Raw genomic sequence first — 16,041 nt, 5'->3', positions numbered from 1 at the left:
TTCTAAAATTGGAAATAAATAAATTCTTGTTGTTCTCCAGTATAAGCAAACATAAGCACTATCAGACCTACATAAAATCCCCATCTTATTGGCTTATTCATAAAATCCACATTTTCAATTGCAAACTCTGAGTTTCTACCTAACCATTCGATAATTATAAAAAATAGCAGCAATGATAAAATTGTGACTGGGAATATCTCAAAATAACTGAATAAAGAACTAGAAAATATTCCTTTTAAGTATAGAAATGCATGAGTAACCGAATCTGCTCTAAAAAACACCCAAGCAATAAGGGTAATAAAAAATGTTATTGCCATTTGCCTTATTTCTTTAAAACTAGGTAGATATTTGCCTTCAGCAACAATATTAGTATTTACTCTATTCTTATTTGTAAGAAGTAAGGGTAAAAAATAAATAGCATTTAATGCTCCCCAAACTATAAAGGTCCAGTTAGCTCCGTGCCAAAATCCACTTACTATAAAAATAATAAACGTATTTCTTAGTTTCATCTTGATTCCTCCTCTACTTCCTCCTAATGGAATATAAAGATAATCACGAAACCATGTGGATAATGATATATGCCATCTTCTCCAAAACTCAGCAATATCCCTTGAAAAGTATGGAAATGCAAAATTTCGCTTTAAATCAAAGCCAAATAATCTGGAAACACCTATGGCTATATCTGAATAACCTGAAAAATCTCCATAAATTTGAAACGCAAAGAAAAACGCTCCTAGAACTAATGTACTTCCAGAATAATCTTCATAATTATTAAAAATTATATTAGCATACTTGGCGCAATTGTCAGCTATTACAACTTTTTTGAATAATCCCCACAATACTTGTCGCATACCGTTAATTGCTAAATCATATTTAAATACTCTTTTAGAATAAAACTGCGGTAAAAGATTAGTTGCTCTTTCAATAGGGCCAGCTACAAGTTGAGGAAAGAAACTAACAAATGCCGAAAAAGCTATAAAATCTTTAGTGGGCTCTAACTTCTTGTTATAAACATCAATTGTATAACTTAATGTTTGAAATGTATAAAAACTAATTCCTACGGGAAGTATTATATTAAGTGAGTTGATAGATAAAGGTTGTCCTAAAAGTGTGAAAGAATCAACTAAACTTTGAATGAAAAAATTATAATATTTAAAGAATCCAAGAAAACCTAAATTTACACATATACTAATCCATAGTAATGCTTTACGTTTAGATTTTACTTCTGTTCTTTGTAATAGAAGCCCAATGGTATAATCAATAATTGAACTAAATGCTATGAGGGATAAGAATCTCCAATCCCACCATCCATAAAACACATAACTAGCAATTGCAATTAGTAAATTTTGGGCTTTTAAGTATTTTGCAGTAACAAACCAATAAAGCACAAAAACTATTGGTAGAAAAACAAAAAACTCAATAGAATTAAATAACATATAAAGTATTTATAAGTAGGTTATTATTTAAGTTTTAAATATAATTGAGCAAATATCTCTTAACAAATGTAGTAAATCAAAATTTTTCTATGAATTACACAATAATTGCCTTGATACACATGTTTTAAAATAAAACAAACAAAAAAGCTCCCTTTAAAGGAGCTTTTCTATGTAATAGCTGCATTATCAGTGCTTTATAAATCATTGAATATAGAATGCATCAAACGTTTTTTATCATTGATACTTTCTTCTAAAGAAATCATCGTTTCTGTTCTATAAACGCCTTCAATATCGTCTAATAAAAAGATAACCTGTTTAGCGTGTTCAGTGCTTCTTGCTCTAATTTTACAGAAAATATTAAACTTACCCGTAGTTATGTGCGCTACAGTAACATAAGGTATTTCATTAATGCGTTCTAAAACAAATTTTGTTTGAGAGGTATTGTTTAGATATACGCCAACATAAGCAATAAAAGAATATCCTAGTTTTTTATAATCTAACATCAAAGAGGACCCTTTGATAATACCTGCTTCCTCCATTTTTTTTACACGAACATGAACTGTACCTGCCGATATTAATAACTTCTTTGCGATATCAGTGAAAGGAATTCTTGTGTTATCGATTAACATGTCAAGAATTTGATGATCAATTTCGTCTAATTTAATTTTTCCCATAATTAATTATTCTTAAATATGGAGTAAAATTAATACATTTTCATTAAAAATAAGTCAATATCGATAGCTTTTATTTCGATAAAAGCAATAATTTTTCATTATTTAATATTACGAAAACGTTTTCGTAACCTAATTGCAACAAATCTCCAGAAGCAGTCAATACTTCAGATCGATTAGCATCAATCTCTTTATGTCCAAAAAATTGATTAAGCTTTTCAATCTTTTCAATTTTTGGCATAAATTCTAGTTTACCCTCCTTTAAACGCTCCTGATACTGAATTCCTATATCAACTAATTCACCATTTACTTTAGCATTTCTAATAATGACATCCAAAAAGGATTTATCATTCTCTGGAATGCTTAAATAGGATTTATAGTTGCTTCCATTAATTTCGTTTTTAGAAATATACTCCAATGATACTATATATGACATGTAAATAAACTTTCTTGTTATATCTCTAGCATAGTCATTTTCATAGTGTCCAGCTTCAAAGAGTATTGTGGGCACATTTTCCCTCTGAAACGTATCACCCACACAATTAAGGTTAAAAGCATCATCATAAACACCTACTTGATTTGGAATTGTATCTTGTAAAGCCCTGTGCATTACACCAATAATTTCCATGGCCACTTTTCGATTTGGCGTTATTGTACAATCTATGTCCTGGGCAGGTGCTAAAAATGATACTGTGGCAGATTTATTTCCTTTTCCGGCACTAAATATAGTACGCTGTCCGTGTAAATTATAGCAAAAGTTAGGCTTAAAGGATTCAAAAATTTTACGCAATACTTTGCTCTCAGGCTGAGATAATTTTTGAGCGTCTCTATTTAAATCTACCTCATTCGCATTTATTCTCGTGTAAACTTCAGCGCCATCTGGATTTAAAATAGGAATAACATATAATGTACAAGCTTCTAAAACGTGTTGAAGTCCAGAATCTAAATTTAAAAACGTATTAAAAAGATCAAATAGTGCTTTTGTAGTAGTGGACTCATTTCCGTGCATTTGAGACCACATGAGAATTTTTTTAGCACCATGACCAATTTTTATTCCATGAATAGGGTTATTTAAAACAGATCTGCCTATTGTTTCAACATGAAAAGACTGCGGTAAATTTTCTAATAAAGGCTCTATGTGTTTATTAGTAATATAACGGTGCGACAAGCTATTTTCTTTATGCTCAAAAAACAATTTATTTATTCTCTCTGATTGCATGTAATTTTATTTGTGTACAAATGTAAACATTTAGTAATTTACATATGTAAACGAGTAATCACAAGTAAATGTTTACAATTATATACAAATGTATGTTAGCAGATGTTGTGTTATTATAGAAAATCAATTTGTGTTTATTTTTATCAATTAAACATATTAAAATCAATGAATTAAAACACAAAATATAAAGTAATCATTTATTTAAATGAAATTGTTTAACACAATAAAAAATGGTTTTAAGGGTTATATTGTTACATTTGTAATCACAAAAGATATTAAACCAAATTTACATTGATAAACACTGAGGATTTTATAAAAAGACTGCAAAAAATCATTGATTATTACAATGAATCAGCATCTTCTTTTGCTGAAAAAATCGGTGTACAGCGTTCCAGTATTTCACATATTTTATCAGGAAGAAACAAGCCTAGTTTAGATTTTATTTTAAAAATACTTTCTGCCTACCCTGAAGTAGATTTATATTGGCTTTTTAATGGCAAGGGCGTTTTTCCGTCAAAACAAGAAATTAAGGAAATCGAACAAACAAACTTAAAAGCCGCTTTAGATGAAAACAAATTACTTTCAGATAACAATAACAATAAAGAGATTGAACGCATTGTTATTTTTTATTCAGACGGAAGTTTTAAAAATTTTGAAAATTGATTGTAGACTTTAGTAATTTTGCTTTTAAACTACAATTTATGCGTTTTTTAATTCTCATTCTCTTTTTAGGTTTTTTTAGCTGTTATAACATAGATAGAAACTGTAAAGACTACAAAACTGGAACATTTCGTTTTGATTATGTAGTTAATAACATTCCCAAAACTGGCACATTTAAACGAACCAACAAGCATAGCATCAATTTCTATGATGGAAAGACAGATAGCTCTGAGGTAAAATGGATAAACGATTGTGAATTTGTATTATATAAAATCAACCCTAAATCAATTTCAGAAAAGGATCCTATTCACATGAAAATATTAACCACTACTGATAGCTCCTATACATTCGAGTACTCTAAAGCATCTTTTAACGAAGGCGAAACCAAAAGAAAAGAAAAAGGATTAGCCATAAAAGTTGATTAATTTAAAGGATATAAAAACGACTCTGCAAGAGTAAATCGCAACTGTTTATCTTGGGTGATTTCATAGGTTAAGAAGATTTCTCCCCAAAATTCACCATCCGAAAAATCAGCTATAATCCACTTATGATTCAACATTTTTACTGTATTGATTAACATTTTTCTTCCTTCGCTTGAAGCATAAGGGATTATTGGATGCTCGCCCTTAACAACATTTAACTTATACAACTCATCTTTTATAAAAGGAATTAACTCATCAATATTATAACCGTCATTTTCAAAATAACTAATTGCATCTTCATTTCTGTCTAGATTAAAGTGTGATACTTCCAAAAAATCATTTTGTAGCACAGCAACAGAATCTTTATATTTTTGAAGCTGAGTGTTGGCTATGTCTAGTTTTTTATCAACATCTTCAAAAATACGCTTAGAGTTTACGTACTGAAACAATACAAGTAATGCTGCAAACACAAATAAATACATGAAAATTCTTTGTTTCATTTTTTTAAATTTTAAACTGTTATTTGAAGTTGATCGTAAGCCAAAAAGACATTTTCTGGTAATGATTTCTCAACATCTTCATGAAACCCCAACATATGGCTAATGTGTGTTAAATAAGCTTTTTTAGGTTTTACTTTTTCAATAAAATCTAAAGCTTCCTCTAAATTAAAATGCGATTGATGTGGTTTTATTCGTAAAGCATTTATAACTAAAACCTTTACGTGTTTTATTTTTTCAATTTCTTTGTTAGAAACTGTTTTCATATCTGTTAAATAGGCAAATTCTTTAAACCTAAAACCAAAAACTTGAAGGTTAGCATGTTTACCATTTATAGGAATAACACTCAAATCTTTCAATTTAAATGGCACATTCTTTTTTATTCTATGCGTCTTTACCTCTGGTGCTCCTGGATATCTATTTTTCTTAGCAAAAACATATTCAAATCGTTTTTTTAAAGATTTTACAACACGTTTATGAGCATAAACAGGAATATCGCCTTGTCGAAAATAAAAAGGTCTAATATCATCAAATCCAACAATATGGTCCGAGTGCTCGTGAGTAAACAAAATGCCATCTATTCGTTTTACACCTGCTCTTAGCATTTGATAACGAAAATCTGGACCACAATCTACAACATAAGTATAATCGCTCCACTCAACCAAAATAGAGACTCGCAAACGTTTGTCTCTTGAATCTTTACTTAGACAAACGGGATGATCACTCCCAATTACGGGAATACCTTGAGATGTACCAGTTCCTAAAAAAGTAATTTTCAAAAGCTTTTGGTTTTGCACAAAAATAAGTTTATTTTTTTGTTTGCTATACATATTTGGTACCTTTGTAAAACAAGACGTAACCTATAAACAATATGGAAATTACCATTACTGGAGATAAAGAGTTTGATGATATTCCATCGTTAAAATCCAAAGCACTTCGCATAAACTTAAACGAAAATATTTACGGAACATTTGCCGAAATTGGTGCAGGTCAAGAAACTTGCCGTCATTTCTTTAGAGCAGGTGGTGCCTCAGGAACTATAGCAAAAGCCATGTCGGCTTATGATAAAGATTTTAGTGATGCTATTTACGGAGCAGAAGACGATGGTCGTTACGTTACCGAGGCGCGTTTACGAAAGATGTTGATTCACGAAATGGATCTTATGGAGAACAGGTTGACTCGTGAAAAAAATCCAAATAAAATCTTTTTTACATATGCCAACACCGTTGCAACGATTGACTTTGCGAAACAATTTAAAGGACATGGTTGGGTTGGAATAAAATATCAAGTTGAAGCTGGGGCAGATTATAATGAAATTATTTTGCATGTACGTTTCAAAGAAACTGACGCTAGACTACAACAAGAAACACTTGGAGCTTTAGGAACAAACCTAATTTATGGTGCATTTTACAAATATAATGAACCCAAAAAATTACTACGCTACCTCTATGACCATTTAGATAAAGACCAAATAGAAATAGATACTATAAACTTTTCAGGGCCTGTATTTAAAGACGTTGATAACCGATTAATGAGTTTGCAATTGGTTAAAAATGGCATGACAGATGCCGTAATGTTTGGTCCAGATGGTACCAATGTTCTTCCTGCTAGAATATTTTACAAGAAAAATATTTTAGCACTTCGTGGAAGTTTTAGACCAGTAACAAAAGTAAACATGGCTATGTATGAGAAATCATATGAAATGTTTATTAATGAAAATAAAGTTGATGAAAAGAAAACCGTTGTTGTTTTTGAAATAACACTTTCTAACCTTAGGGCTGAAGGTGAAATAGACGAGCAAGATTTTATTGATAGAGCAGATTTATTATGTTCACTTGGTCAATCTGTAATGATTTCCAACTTCCAAGAGTATTTTAAAGTAGTTGAATACTTCTCTAACTATACCAAAGCAAGAATGGGATTAGCCATGGGAGTTAGTAATTTAGTTGATATTTTTGATGAGAAATACTATCGCCATATTAGCGGTGGAATTCTAGAAGCTTTTGGAAAATTATTCTTTAAAGATTTAAAAGTTTACCTATACCCTATGCTTGACCCTAAAACAGGAGAGCTTATTGATAGTGAAAATCTAAAAGTTTATCCTAGAATGAAGGAGCTTTACAAATTTTTCAAATACAATGGTAAAGTTATTGACATAAAGGACTATGATAAAAGCATCATGAACATCTTTTCTAGAGAAATATTAAGAATGATTTCTGAAGGCGAAAAAGGATGGGAAGATATGGTTCCTGAAGGGACAGCTGAGTTAATTAAAGATTATAGATTATTTGGTTATACTCGGAGACCACTAACCCTTAATAGGAAACGTATTTTAAAGAAAAAATAAAAAAAATCGGCTATTAAAAATAGCCGATTTTTTTATGCTAGTATTTGAGCTGCGTGATCTTTAGTTTTTACTTTTTCAATAACACGTTCTACCACACCATTTTCATCAATTAAAAATGTCATTCTATGAATACCATCGTATTCTCTACCCATAAATTTCTTTGGTCCCCAAACTCCAAATGTATTGATTACAGTCTTGTCTTCATCTGCTAAAAGCGGGAATGGAAATTCATATTTGTTTTTAAAATTAGATTGTCGTTTTGCAGAATCCGCACTAACACCTAACAGCTCATAACCTTGTTTTTGTAGTTCTTTATAGTTGTCGCGTAAATTACACGCTTCTACTGTACAACCTGGTGTACTTGCTTTAGGATAGAAAAAAACAACTAATTTCTTTCCTTTATAATCAATCAAAGAAATTTCATTTCCTTGTTCATCTTTTGCTGTAAAATTAGGTACAGCATCACCTTGTTTTAATGTATTCATAGCCTTAACTTTGATTTTTATCAAAAATACGATTTATGACTAAACAAGAAAAGGTAAACTTTGTTATTAATACACTATATAAACTTTACCCTGAAATCCCAATTCCTTTAGATCATAAAGACCCATATACGTTACTGGTAGCTGTACTGCTCTCTGCACAATGTACAGATGTTAGAGTAAATCAAATAACACCTATCCTTTTTGAAGTAGCAGACAATCCTTATGATATGATTAAGCTTTCTGTAGAAGAAATAAAAGCCATTATTAAACCTTGCGGTCTATCTCCAATGAAAAGCAAAGGCATACATGGTTTATCAGAAATTTTAATCGATAAGTATGAAGGTAAAGTACCCCAGAGTTTTGAGGCTTTAGAAGCTTTACCTGCTGTAGGACACAAAACGGCTAGCGTAGTAATGTCTCAAGCATTTGGCGTGCCTGCATTTCCTGTAGACACACATATTCATAGATTGATGTATCGATGGAATTTAAGTAATGGTAAAAATGTAGTGCAAACTGAAAAGGATGCGAAACGCTTATTTCCAAAAGAGCTATGGAACGATTTACATTTGCAAATTATCTGGTATGGCCGTGAATATTCACCTGCTCGTGGATGGGATCTAGAGAAAGATATTATTACTAAAACTATTGGAAGGCAATCCGTTATTAAGGAATATAACAAATCAAAAAAGTCCTGATTTAAAGAAATCAGGACTTTTAAAAAACTTAATTTAGAAGCGCTTCAAACTTCATTTTATTACAATTTATAACACTTAAAGCCTTAGAATAATTTAAAAGAAAATTAACCGTTTCTTCTCTCGGTTCAAGATTTTCTACGTTTTTAATAGAATTTTCAGAGTAAAGTTTTGCCATTTTTTAAAGTTAAGGGTTTATTTACACCAATAACGAAGCAAAATTTACTTTATTGTATCAATTAGTCAAAACAATATTATGCTTATCTATAATCTTGCGTAAATTAATTAAAGCATAACGCATTCTACCCAAAGCTGTATTAATACTAACTCCAGTTCTATCAGATATCTCTTTAAAACTCATGTCATTATAAATGCGCATTAACAACACTTCTTTTTGGTCTTCTGGAAGTTCATCAACCAAACGCCTTACATCATTCTCAACCTGCTCCTTAATAATTGTCTTTTCCGCATTTAAACTAGTGTCACTTAACACAGAAAAAATACTAAACTCACCAGCATTATCAAACTTTGGCATTCTGTTGTTTTTTCTAAAATAATCAATAACTAAATTATGAGATATACGCATTACCCATGGTAAAAACTTCCCTTCTTCATTATACGCGCCTCGCTTAAGCGTACGGATAACTTTTATAAATGTATCCTGAAAAATATCTTCAGCAACATCTCTATCGTATACCTTGGAATAAATAAAACTGTAAATTCTTTGTTTGTGCCTCTTAATTAGAGTTTCTAGAGAACTTTCATCTCCTTTAATGTAGTTACTAACTAGAATAGCATCTGTGATAAGTTCTTGTTGCATAATATTTACTTTTAATGCACGAAGTATAGTCTTCGTTGCTTGGGGTTATTAAGTTTAAAAGTAATTTTATGCTATAGATGCGTGTGTATTAAGTTATTAATAATTCCAAATATAACAACAATCATTCCTAAAAAGCAAAAATTCACATCTTTTTTTAACAATTTATTCGATGAACGGTAATTTTCTCTCTTGCTATAGTTATCTTATCTTTGCAGAATTATTCGCTTAAAAAACCTATGAATACTACTATTTCAGAAGTAAACCCTAAAGAAAACATCATTATTAAAGGTGCCAAATTGCATAATCTAAAAAATATCGATGTTGTAATACCTAGAAATAAATTAGTAGTCATAACAGGATTATCAGGCTCTGGGAAATCTAGTTTAGCTTTTGATACGCTTTACGCGGAAGGACAAAGGCGCTATGTAGAAAGTTTATCTAGTTACGCACGCCAGTTTTTAGGCAGATTAAACAAACCTAAAGTTGATTATATAAAGGGTATAGCTCCAGCTATTGCCATTGAGCAAAAGGTAAATTCCACCAATCCGCGTTCAACCGTGGGCACAACAACTGAAATTTACGATTACCTAAAACTACTCTTTGCTAGAATAGGAAAAACCTATTCTCCTGTTTCTGGTATAGAAGTAAAAAAGGACACGGTTTCAGATGTTATAAATTATATTAAAACCTTTAATGAGGGTGAAAAACTCCTACTCCTAGCTCCTATTCATCTTGAAGAAGGACGCACTATGGAAGACAAACTTAAAACATTACAACAACAAGGTTATGCCAGAATTAAAGTTAATACAGATGTTTTAAGAATTGATGAAGCAAAATCATTCTCAAAAAAAGACTCTGTTTTATTGGTAGTAGACAGAATCATCACCAAAAGTGATGAAGATTTTTTAAACAGACTCGCAGATGCTATCCAAACCGCTTTTTTTGAAGGTAAAGGAGAATGCATCTTGGAAGCTTTACGTGATAAAAACCAAAGACCATTTAGTAATAAGTTCGAATTAGATGGCATAAGTTTTTTAGAACCAAATGTACATTTATTCAGTTTCAACAACCCTTATGGAGCTTGCCCTAAATGCGAAGGTTATGGCGATATTATTGGTATTGATGAAGATTTAGTTATACCAAACACTGGACTTTCTGTTTACGAGAGTGCCATTTTCCCTTGGCGAGGAGAAAGCATGAGTTGGTACAAAGACCAATTGGTAAATAACTCGCATAAATTTAACTTTCCTATTCATAAACCATTTTTTGAACTAACGGATGCTCAAAAAAAACTAGTCTGGACTGGAAATAAATATTTCGAAGGTTTAAATTCATTTTTTGCAGAATTAGAATCTAAAGCCTATAAAATCCAAAACCGTGTCATGCTGTCGCGTTACCGTGGTAAAACAAAATGTAAAACTTGTGACGGAAAGCGATTAAGAGAAGAGGCTAATTACGTTAAAATCGAAGGGGCTACTATAACAGATTTAGTAGAAATGCCTCTAAACAAATTGGCTGTTTTTTTCAATCAATTAAAACTTAACGATTACGATGCGAAAATTGCTAAACGACTTTTAAAAGAAATTAATAACAGGCTAGCTTTTCTATCCAATGTTGGGTTAGATTATTTAACTTTAAACAGAAAATCCAATACACTATCTGGTGGAGAAAGTCAGCGCATAAATCTAGCTACATCTTTAGGAAGTAGCTTAGTTGGGTCAATGTACATATTAGATGAGCCTAGTATAGGGTTACATCCCAAAGATACCGAGCGTTTAATTTCCGTTTTAAAATCCCTGCGAGATTTAGGTAACACAGTTATTGTTGTAGAGCACGATGAAGACATTATGAAAGCCGCAGATACTATTATAGACATAGGTCCAGAAGCAGGAACTTTTGGTGGACATGTAGTTGCTGAAGGTACTTATACAGATATTTTAGCTTCAGAATCACTTACTGCAAAATACTTAAATGAAAATTTAAAAATTGAAGTCCCAAAAGCCAGAAGAACATCAAAATATCATGTAAACATTGTTGGAGCTCGCGAAAACAACCTAAAAAATATTGATATTAGTTTTCCGTTGGGTATGCTCACTGTAATTACAGGTGTTTCTGGTAGCGGGAAAAGTACACTAATCAAAAAAATTCTATACCCTGCACTACAAAAAAAGTTAACCGATTTTGGAGATAAACCAGGGCAATTCACGTCTCTTGAGGGTAATTTCAGCAACATCAATCAAATTGAATTTGTAGACCAAAACCCTATTGGTCGGTCTTCTAGATCAAACCCTGTAACATATATAAAGGCTTACGATGATATTCGTGCCCTGTATTCTAAGCAAAAACTCAGCAAGATTAGAAACTATCAAGCAAAACACTTTTCGTTTAACGTAGATGGCGGACGCTGTGAGACTTGTAAAGGCGAAGGTGAAGTAACCATTGAAATGCAATTTATGGCCGATGTACATCTAGAATGCGAAACCTGTAAAGGCAAACGCTTTAAAAAAGAAGTGCTTGAAGTAACATTTGCCAATAAAAATATTGATGATATTCTAAACCTAACCATCGATGATGCCATTGCGTTTTTTGAAGCCACAGAACAAATAAAAATCAAAAACAAGCTACAACCATTACAAGATGTTGGCCTAGGCTATGTTACGCTTGGTCAAAGCTCTTCTACCCTTTCTGGTGGTGAAGCGCAACGTATAAAACTGGCATCATTTTTAGGCAAGGGATCCAATAAAGATAAAACCCTTTTTATTTTTGATGAGCCCACAACAGGACTTCACTTTCACGACATTCAAAAACTCCTTAAATCCTTTAATGCTTTAATCGATAAGGGACATTCTATTATTGTAGTAGAACATAATATCGATTTAATTAAGTGTGCAGACCACATTATTGATTTAGGACCAACAGGAGGTGAAAACGGTGGAAACCTAGTAGCTTCAGGAACTCCCGAAGCCATTGTTAAAATTAAAGCTTCTGAAACTGGGAAATATTTAAAACAGAAACTTCACTAATATTTTAATTTGGGCGTTCCCCAAGGGTCGGGCTTTACGTTTCAATCTTTTTGCTCGTGCCTCACAAAAAGGATTTCCTCTGCAATCCCTAACGCGGTAATCAACAAAATTTATTGCTAAAAATTAATCTACTAGGTATTAATAAAACAAAAAAGCAAAAAGCCCTAGAATAAACATGGTTAATGGTATTACAAACAATAGAAATGAAAAGGAAGCTATACTCGCTTTTACAAAACTTCTAAACCAGCCTTGTACATAAAAGCGCTTTAAAGCCAGAAGTAAATATATAAATGTAGAAAGCGCCACTAACCAATCAATCCAATCAGGAATATCATAAATAAAATTAATTCCAATTATAATACTAAATACAGTAAACAAGAAAGAAAAATAATAAAAACTAAACACCAAATGATGCGCATAAAGTCCGCTTTTTCTATAAAGTAATTTTATTATAAAAGCGAAAATCGGTAATAAAAAAAACATCGCAATAGGTATGGTATCATAAAAGGTTTGTAGCACACTCCCACCCTTTCTATATCTATAAAATTTAAGCATTTGTGTATAAATGCGTTTTGTAAAATATCCCGCATCCTTATCCATACCCATATACTCATAAATAGTATCGTTAGGCGCTTCTATTTCTATCAAAGAATCAACAGTTTTCTGGTTAAAATCAAAACTAGTTCTCCAATCTTCATCATCAAAACCTTCCTTAGCTACAATCGAGTCTATTTCTTCTCCTGTAACTCCAGTAATAAACTTATTATTCTCCAAAACTTTTTTCAACTCCGCCTTAGCAACAGAATCTTTAATTCGTTTGGCTTCTAACTTAGCTAGGTTTATAGAATCTCTAACACTTTTATCCTGGATGGTATCTATAACCGCTTCCTTTTTTAAAGTTTTAGATAATTTTTCATCTATAGTTTGCACTTGACTACGCTGTATAAATGAAAACAAAAAGAAAAATACGACTGCGATAAACAAATACATTTGTGCAGGATGCAAGTACAACAGGCGCTTTCCCTCTACAAACTTTCGTGCTAAGTAACCTGGTTTTCTTAGTAACGGAATAAAACTTTTAAAAAAACGGGCATCAAAAGAAAAGTAATTACTTATGGTGTTATAAAACAATACTTTAACAGTAAGTTCGTCCTTGGCTTGTTGGCCGCAGTGCGGACAAAACTTAAAACTGTCTTTAAACTGCTTTTCACAATTTTTACACGTTTCTTTTTTGCTTTTCATGTACTCGAATTAGTCTTTATAAAAATAGTAAAATAAATCTTGCTGTAACGAACTTGATTTAGTCTAACAATTACAAGTTTTCTCACTACGTTCTAAATAACAAGAAAACACAATAACCTGTAAAACAAAATCTTACATCTTTGGCACGCAAATTGAAAACTAGTATTGCAGTAGTAAAACCCGAAAAGCTACAGCTCAAAAATTTAAGAGTGGTTTGAAATTTCGGAACGTTTAATTTAAATCCTATGATTATGAAAAGAGTATTACTAGTATTTGCAGGTTTGTTAATAGGATTAACAACTGTATCAGCAACAGAACTAAACAGCCAAAAATTAAGTTCTAAACGTGATATAAAGAAAAATTACCGCTACACGCAACCCATTATGTTTATGGAACGTGGTATTGAATTTTTAATTTTCCCAGACGGAAGTTTCGATTTTAATACCAATGCCCAAGATGGATATTATGATGATGGGTATCACTACAGACGCAACACAAGAAGAAGTAATGTGAGTATGACATACCGCGGACCAAACGGTAATATTATCTACAATGCTAATAATAGAGGTACGTATATTTTAAGAGACCGAAACGGCACCGTTAGGCGAATTGGTAATGTGTATTTAAATTATGATAGATTTGGTAGAATTACCCGAGCAGGCTCTGTATTTATGAATTACAGCAGAGGCAGACACTCTAATCTATCTAGAGTTGGCGGATTGCAAGTTAATTATAACCGATGGGGAGAAATTGTTTTTGCCCGAGGACAAGTAAACCGTTTTAATAGAGACTATTGCAACTATTGTGGAGTAACTGGATGCGACATGAACCATGATTTTAGAAATACAAGAAGCAATGGACAAGACCATGGAAACCATAACAACCATGATGACGATTGGTTTGACGATGATAATACAGACTGGGACGATGACGATGGTGTTTACGATGATGGTTACTACTATTTTAAGCAAAATGGTAAAGTGAAGAAACACAAAAAGAATAAAAAATATAAAAGATAATTTTTTGAGATTAGTTATTGGTTAAAAAAGAAAACCTCAAAGTTGTAATAGCTTTGAGGTTTTTTAAATAGATGGTGTTAATTTTTTAACTCAAAAACTAATTTTCCAATAAACACAAGGCTTTTGATAGCTCTTCAGTTTTTTGGCACGCTGTTTGTAAATACATAAACGTAACCCTTAAAATTTACAATTATGAAAAAGATAGCAATTTTATTAGCAAGTTTACTCCTAGTGGGATTCTCTGTTAATGCAGACACGAAAAACGCAGAACTAAACACAACAGCCACTTATTATGGAGGTTATAGCAATTCTTTCATATTTGTAGAAAATGGTATTGAGTTTTCAGTATTTAGAGATGGTCAATTCGATTTTAATATTCTAAGAGGTAATTCTCGTTTAGGTGTAAATATTAATTCTAGAAACGTAAATATTAGCTTTAATTCTGGCTTTGATTATAACGCTTATGTACAATATGATGAGTTTGGAGCGATTATCCAGATAGAAAATATTCCTATTTTTTATGATAATTTTGGACGTATCATTCAAGCTGGAAATGTAAACATCTATTACAATAACTTTGGATACATAAACCGTATTGGAGGCTTAAATGTATTTTACAGAAATAATGTGTTTTCTCATTACACAGGATTTATTAACGTGTTTAATAGAGGATATATTTATAGACCTTGGCACCGTTTTTATAGCATTCCTGCTTATGATTACTGTGTAGTGTATAATAGACCTTACAGACAGTTTTATAATCCGGTACGCTATACTTACAGAAGACCATTTTATAACAACTACAGACCTAGAACTGCTATTGCGAGTAGACGAGGTAACGTTATACAAAGAAATAGAAGTTATGCTACTGTAAACCGAAGCAAAAGAAATGTTACGCAAGTAAATAGACGAGCAACATCTACTAGAAGATCTGTAGCAACGAATAACAATAATTCTAGAAGAAGTGTAGCTAGTAACAATACAAGAAGAGGTAATAATGATGTAAGAGAAAGACAAACTAGCAAACGTGATAATGGTACAATAAATAGAAACGTTACAAGACGCGAAAATGCAGTTACAAGACAATCTAATTCTAGAAATAATTCTGAAGTAACTAATAGAAGAACCCGTGAAACCGTTAATAGAGACAATAATAGAACGAGTACTAGAAATAATGAGGTAAGACGCCAACAAAAAACTAGAACCGTGCAAAAACCAAAAAGCACAAATACTCGTACATATAAGAGAAGTAATAACAATACTACTAGAAATACGCAAATAGCTCAACGTAGAACGGTTAATAAACCTAGAACAACGCAACAACGCACAGTTAAAAGGTCTACACAAACCAGAGCACCTAGAGCAACACAAAGCAGAAGTAATTCTAGCAAAAATACAAGATCGACAACAACACGAAGACGATCATAAAAATTTTGGTTGGTTAGTTTGGAAAGCCCTACGAAATGTATGCCTCAAAGCATCATCGTGGGGTTTTTCGTTTCAATAAA

General features: G+C 31.8%; 16 protein-coding genes. 7 read left to right on the top strand and 9 right to left on the bottom strand.

What is annotated here, in order from left to right; genetic code table 11:
• Positions 1-2: 2 nt before the first annotated feature.
• The 3 genes from Q0772_RS13520 to Q0772_RS13510 form a co-directional block, all read right to left on the bottom strand.
• A complete protein-coding gene (locus tag Q0772_RS13520; RefSeq protein WP_298345892.1) occupies positions 3-1,436 on the bottom strand; it encodes an MBOAT family O-acyltransferase in 1,434 nt (477 codons plus the stop codon).
• A gap of 194 nt (positions 1,437-1,630) precedes the next feature.
• Positions 1,631-2,110: a winged helix-turn-helix transcriptional regulator gene (locus Q0772_RS13515; RefSeq protein WP_298345889.1), complete on the bottom strand. Its 480-nt coding sequence runs from the start codon at positions 2,108-2,110 to the stop codon at positions 1,631-1,633.
• Between the two features lie 70 nt (positions 2,111-2,180).
• Positions 2,181-3,326: a M14 family zinc carboxypeptidase gene (locus Q0772_RS13510; protein WP_298345885.1), complete on the bottom strand. Its 1,146-nt coding sequence runs from the start codon at positions 3,324-3,326 to the stop codon at positions 2,181-2,183.
• Between the two features lie 291 nt (positions 3,327-3,617).
• On the opposite strand from Q0772_RS13510, the gene Q0772_RS13505 reads away from it, so the two are divergent.
• Together Q0772_RS13505 and Q0772_RS13500 are read left to right on the top strand one after the other, a co-directional pair.
• Positions 3,618-3,989 carry a helix-turn-helix transcriptional regulator gene (locus Q0772_RS13505; protein ID WP_298345882.1) on the top strand — a complete coding sequence of 124 codons (372 nt, stop codon included), beginning with the start codon at positions 3,618-3,620 and terminating at the stop codon, positions 3,987-3,989.
• A 38-nt stretch (positions 3,990-4,027) separates the two neighbouring features.
• The gene (locus Q0772_RS13500) at positions 4,028-4,411 is read left to right on the top strand and encodes a hypothetical protein (RefSeq protein ID WP_298345879.1); all 384 of its coding nucleotides are present in this window, start codon (positions 4,028-4,030) and stop codon (positions 4,409-4,411) included.
• Here the strand turns inward: Q0772_RS13500 and Q0772_RS13495 are convergent.
• Positions 4,408-4,908 (bottom strand): hydrolase, encoded by a 501-nt coding sequence (locus Q0772_RS13495; protein WP_298345877.1) that lies wholly within the window; start codon positions 4,906-4,908, stop codon positions 4,408-4,410. The genes Q0772_RS13500 and Q0772_RS13495 overlap by 4 nt on opposite strands.
• Before the next feature lie 11 nt (positions 4,909-4,919).
• On the bottom strand, positions 4,920-5,684 hold the full coding sequence (locus Q0772_RS13490) for an MBL fold metallo-hydrolase (protein ID WP_298345874.1): 765 nt from the start codon (positions 5,682-5,684) through the stop codon (positions 4,920-4,922).
• 92 nt (positions 5,685-5,776) lie between these two features.
• Here Q0772_RS13490 and Q0772_RS13485 point away from each other — a divergent pair, with 92 nt between their 5' ends.
• Positions 5,777-7,252, top strand: coding sequence for a TonB-dependent receptor (locus Q0772_RS13485; RefSeq protein WP_298345872.1), 1,476 nt, complete (start codon positions 5,777-5,779; stop codon positions 7,250-7,252).
• 32 nt (positions 7,253-7,284) lie between these two features.
• On the opposite strand, the gene bcp is transcribed toward Q0772_RS13485, so the two are convergent.
• Positions 7,285-7,737: a thioredoxin-dependent thiol peroxidase gene (gene bcp, locus Q0772_RS13480; protein WP_298345869.1), complete on the bottom strand. Its 453-nt coding sequence runs from the start codon at positions 7,735-7,737 to the stop codon at positions 7,285-7,287.
• 35 nt (positions 7,738-7,772) lie between these two features.
• On the opposite strand from bcp, the gene nth reads away from it, so the two are divergent.
• Positions 7,773-8,432: an endonuclease III gene (gene nth, locus Q0772_RS13475; protein ID WP_298345866.1), complete on the top strand. Its 660-nt coding sequence runs from the start codon at positions 7,773-7,775 to the stop codon at positions 8,430-8,432.
• A 28-nt stretch (positions 8,433-8,460) separates the two neighbouring features.
• Here nth and Q0772_RS13470 read toward each other — a convergent pair whose 3' ends face one another.
• Both Q0772_RS13470 and Q0772_RS13465 read right to left on the bottom strand, forming a co-directional pair.
• Positions 8,461-8,607, bottom strand: coding sequence for a hypothetical protein (locus Q0772_RS13470; protein ID WP_298345863.1), 147 nt, complete (start codon positions 8,605-8,607; stop codon positions 8,461-8,463).
• Positions 8,608-8,664: 57 nt separating this feature from the next.
• Positions 8,665-9,249 carry a sigma-70 family RNA polymerase sigma factor gene (locus Q0772_RS13465; protein ID WP_298345860.1) on the bottom strand — a complete coding sequence of 195 codons (585 nt, stop codon included), beginning with the start codon at positions 9,247-9,249 and terminating at the stop codon, positions 8,665-8,667.
• Positions 9,250-9,485: 236 nt separating this feature from the next.
• Between Q0772_RS13465 and uvrA the strand changes: the two genes are divergently transcribed.
• The gene (gene uvrA, locus Q0772_RS13460) at positions 9,486-12,272 is read left to right on the top strand and encodes an excinuclease ABC subunit UvrA (protein WP_298345857.1); all 2,787 of its coding nucleotides are present in this window, start codon (positions 9,486-9,488) and stop codon (positions 12,270-12,272) included.
• Between the two features lie 138 nt (positions 12,273-12,410).
• On the opposite strand, the gene Q0772_RS13455 is transcribed toward uvrA, so the two are convergent.
• Complete coding sequence (locus Q0772_RS13455) at positions 12,411-13,514, bottom strand: DUF3667 domain-containing protein (protein ID WP_298345853.1); 1,104 nt, start codon at positions 13,512-13,514, stop codon at positions 12,411-12,413.
• 251 nt (positions 13,515-13,765) lie between these two features.
• Here Q0772_RS13455 and Q0772_RS13450 point away from each other — a divergent pair, with 251 nt between their 5' ends.
• Together Q0772_RS13450 and Q0772_RS13445 are read left to right on the top strand one after the other, a co-directional pair.
• On the top strand, positions 13,766-14,533 hold the full coding sequence (locus Q0772_RS13450) for a hypothetical protein (RefSeq protein WP_298345850.1): 768 nt from the start codon (positions 13,766-13,768) through the stop codon (positions 14,531-14,533).
• A 192-nt stretch (positions 14,534-14,725) separates the two neighbouring features.
• Positions 14,726-15,961 carry a hypothetical protein gene (locus Q0772_RS13445; RefSeq protein ID WP_298345847.1) on the top strand — a complete coding sequence of 412 codons (1,236 nt, stop codon included), beginning with the start codon at positions 14,726-14,728 and terminating at the stop codon, positions 15,959-15,961.
• The last annotated feature ends 80 nt before the right edge of the window (positions 15,962-16,041 follow it).

This window comes from uncultured Algibacter sp., assembly GCF_947490405.1.
Taxonomy (GTDB): domain Bacteria; phylum Bacteroidota; class Bacteroidia; order Flavobacteriales; family Flavobacteriaceae; genus Algibacter_B.
Note: the sequence above shows the minus strand (reverse complement) of the source record. Positions and strands in the feature narration are given on the sequence as shown.

Bases quoted from the DNA above. Each gene is read 5' to 3' on its own strand.
- Q0772_RS13520 (WP_298345892.1), bottom strand. From the start codon at position 1,436: ATGTTATTTAATTCTATTGAGTTTTTTGTTTTTCTACCAATAGTTTTT.
- Q0772_RS13515 (WP_298345889.1), bottom strand. From the start codon at position 2,110: ATGGGAAAAATTAAATTAGACGAAATTGATCATCAAATTCTTGACATG.
- Q0772_RS13510 (WP_298345885.1), bottom strand. From the start codon at position 3,326: ATGCAATCAGAGAGAATAAATAAATTGTTTTTTGAGCATAAAGAAAAT.
- Q0772_RS13500 (WP_298345879.1), top strand. From the start codon at position 4,028: ATGCGTTTTTTAATTCTCATTCTCTTTTTAGGTTTTTTTAGCTGTTAT.
- Q0772_RS13495 (WP_298345877.1), bottom strand. From the start codon at position 4,908: ATGAAACAAAGAATTTTCATGTATTTATTTGTGTTTGCAGCATTACTT.
- Q0772_RS13485 (WP_298345872.1), top strand. From the start codon at position 5,777: ATGGAAATTACCATTACTGGAGATAAAGAGTTTGATGATATTCCATCG.
- bcp (WP_298345869.1), bottom strand. From the start codon at position 7,737: ATGAATACATTAAAACAAGGTGATGCTGTACCTAATTTTACAGCAAAA.
- nth (WP_298345866.1), top strand. From the start codon at position 7,773: ATGACTAAACAAGAAAAGGTAAACTTTGTTATTAATACACTATATAAA.
- Q0772_RS13470 (WP_298345863.1), bottom strand. From the start codon at position 8,607: ATGGCAAAACTTTACTCTGAAAATTCTATTAAAAACGTAGAAAATCTT.
- Q0772_RS13465 (WP_298345860.1), bottom strand. From the start codon at position 9,249: ATGCAACAAGAACTTATCACAGATGCTATTCTAGTTAGTAACTACATT.
- uvrA (WP_298345857.1), top strand. From the start codon at position 9,486: ATGAATACTACTATTTCAGAAGTAAACCCTAAAGAAAACATCATTATT.
- Q0772_RS13455 (WP_298345853.1), bottom strand. From the start codon at position 13,514: ATGAAAAGCAAAAAAGAAACGTGTAAAAATTGTGAAAAGCAGTTTAAA.
- Q0772_RS13450 (WP_298345850.1), top strand. From the start codon at position 13,766: ATGAAAAGAGTATTACTAGTATTTGCAGGTTTGTTAATAGGATTAACA.
- Q0772_RS13445 (WP_298345847.1), top strand. From the start codon at position 14,726: ATGAAAAAGATAGCAATTTTATTAGCAAGTTTACTCCTAGTGGGATTC.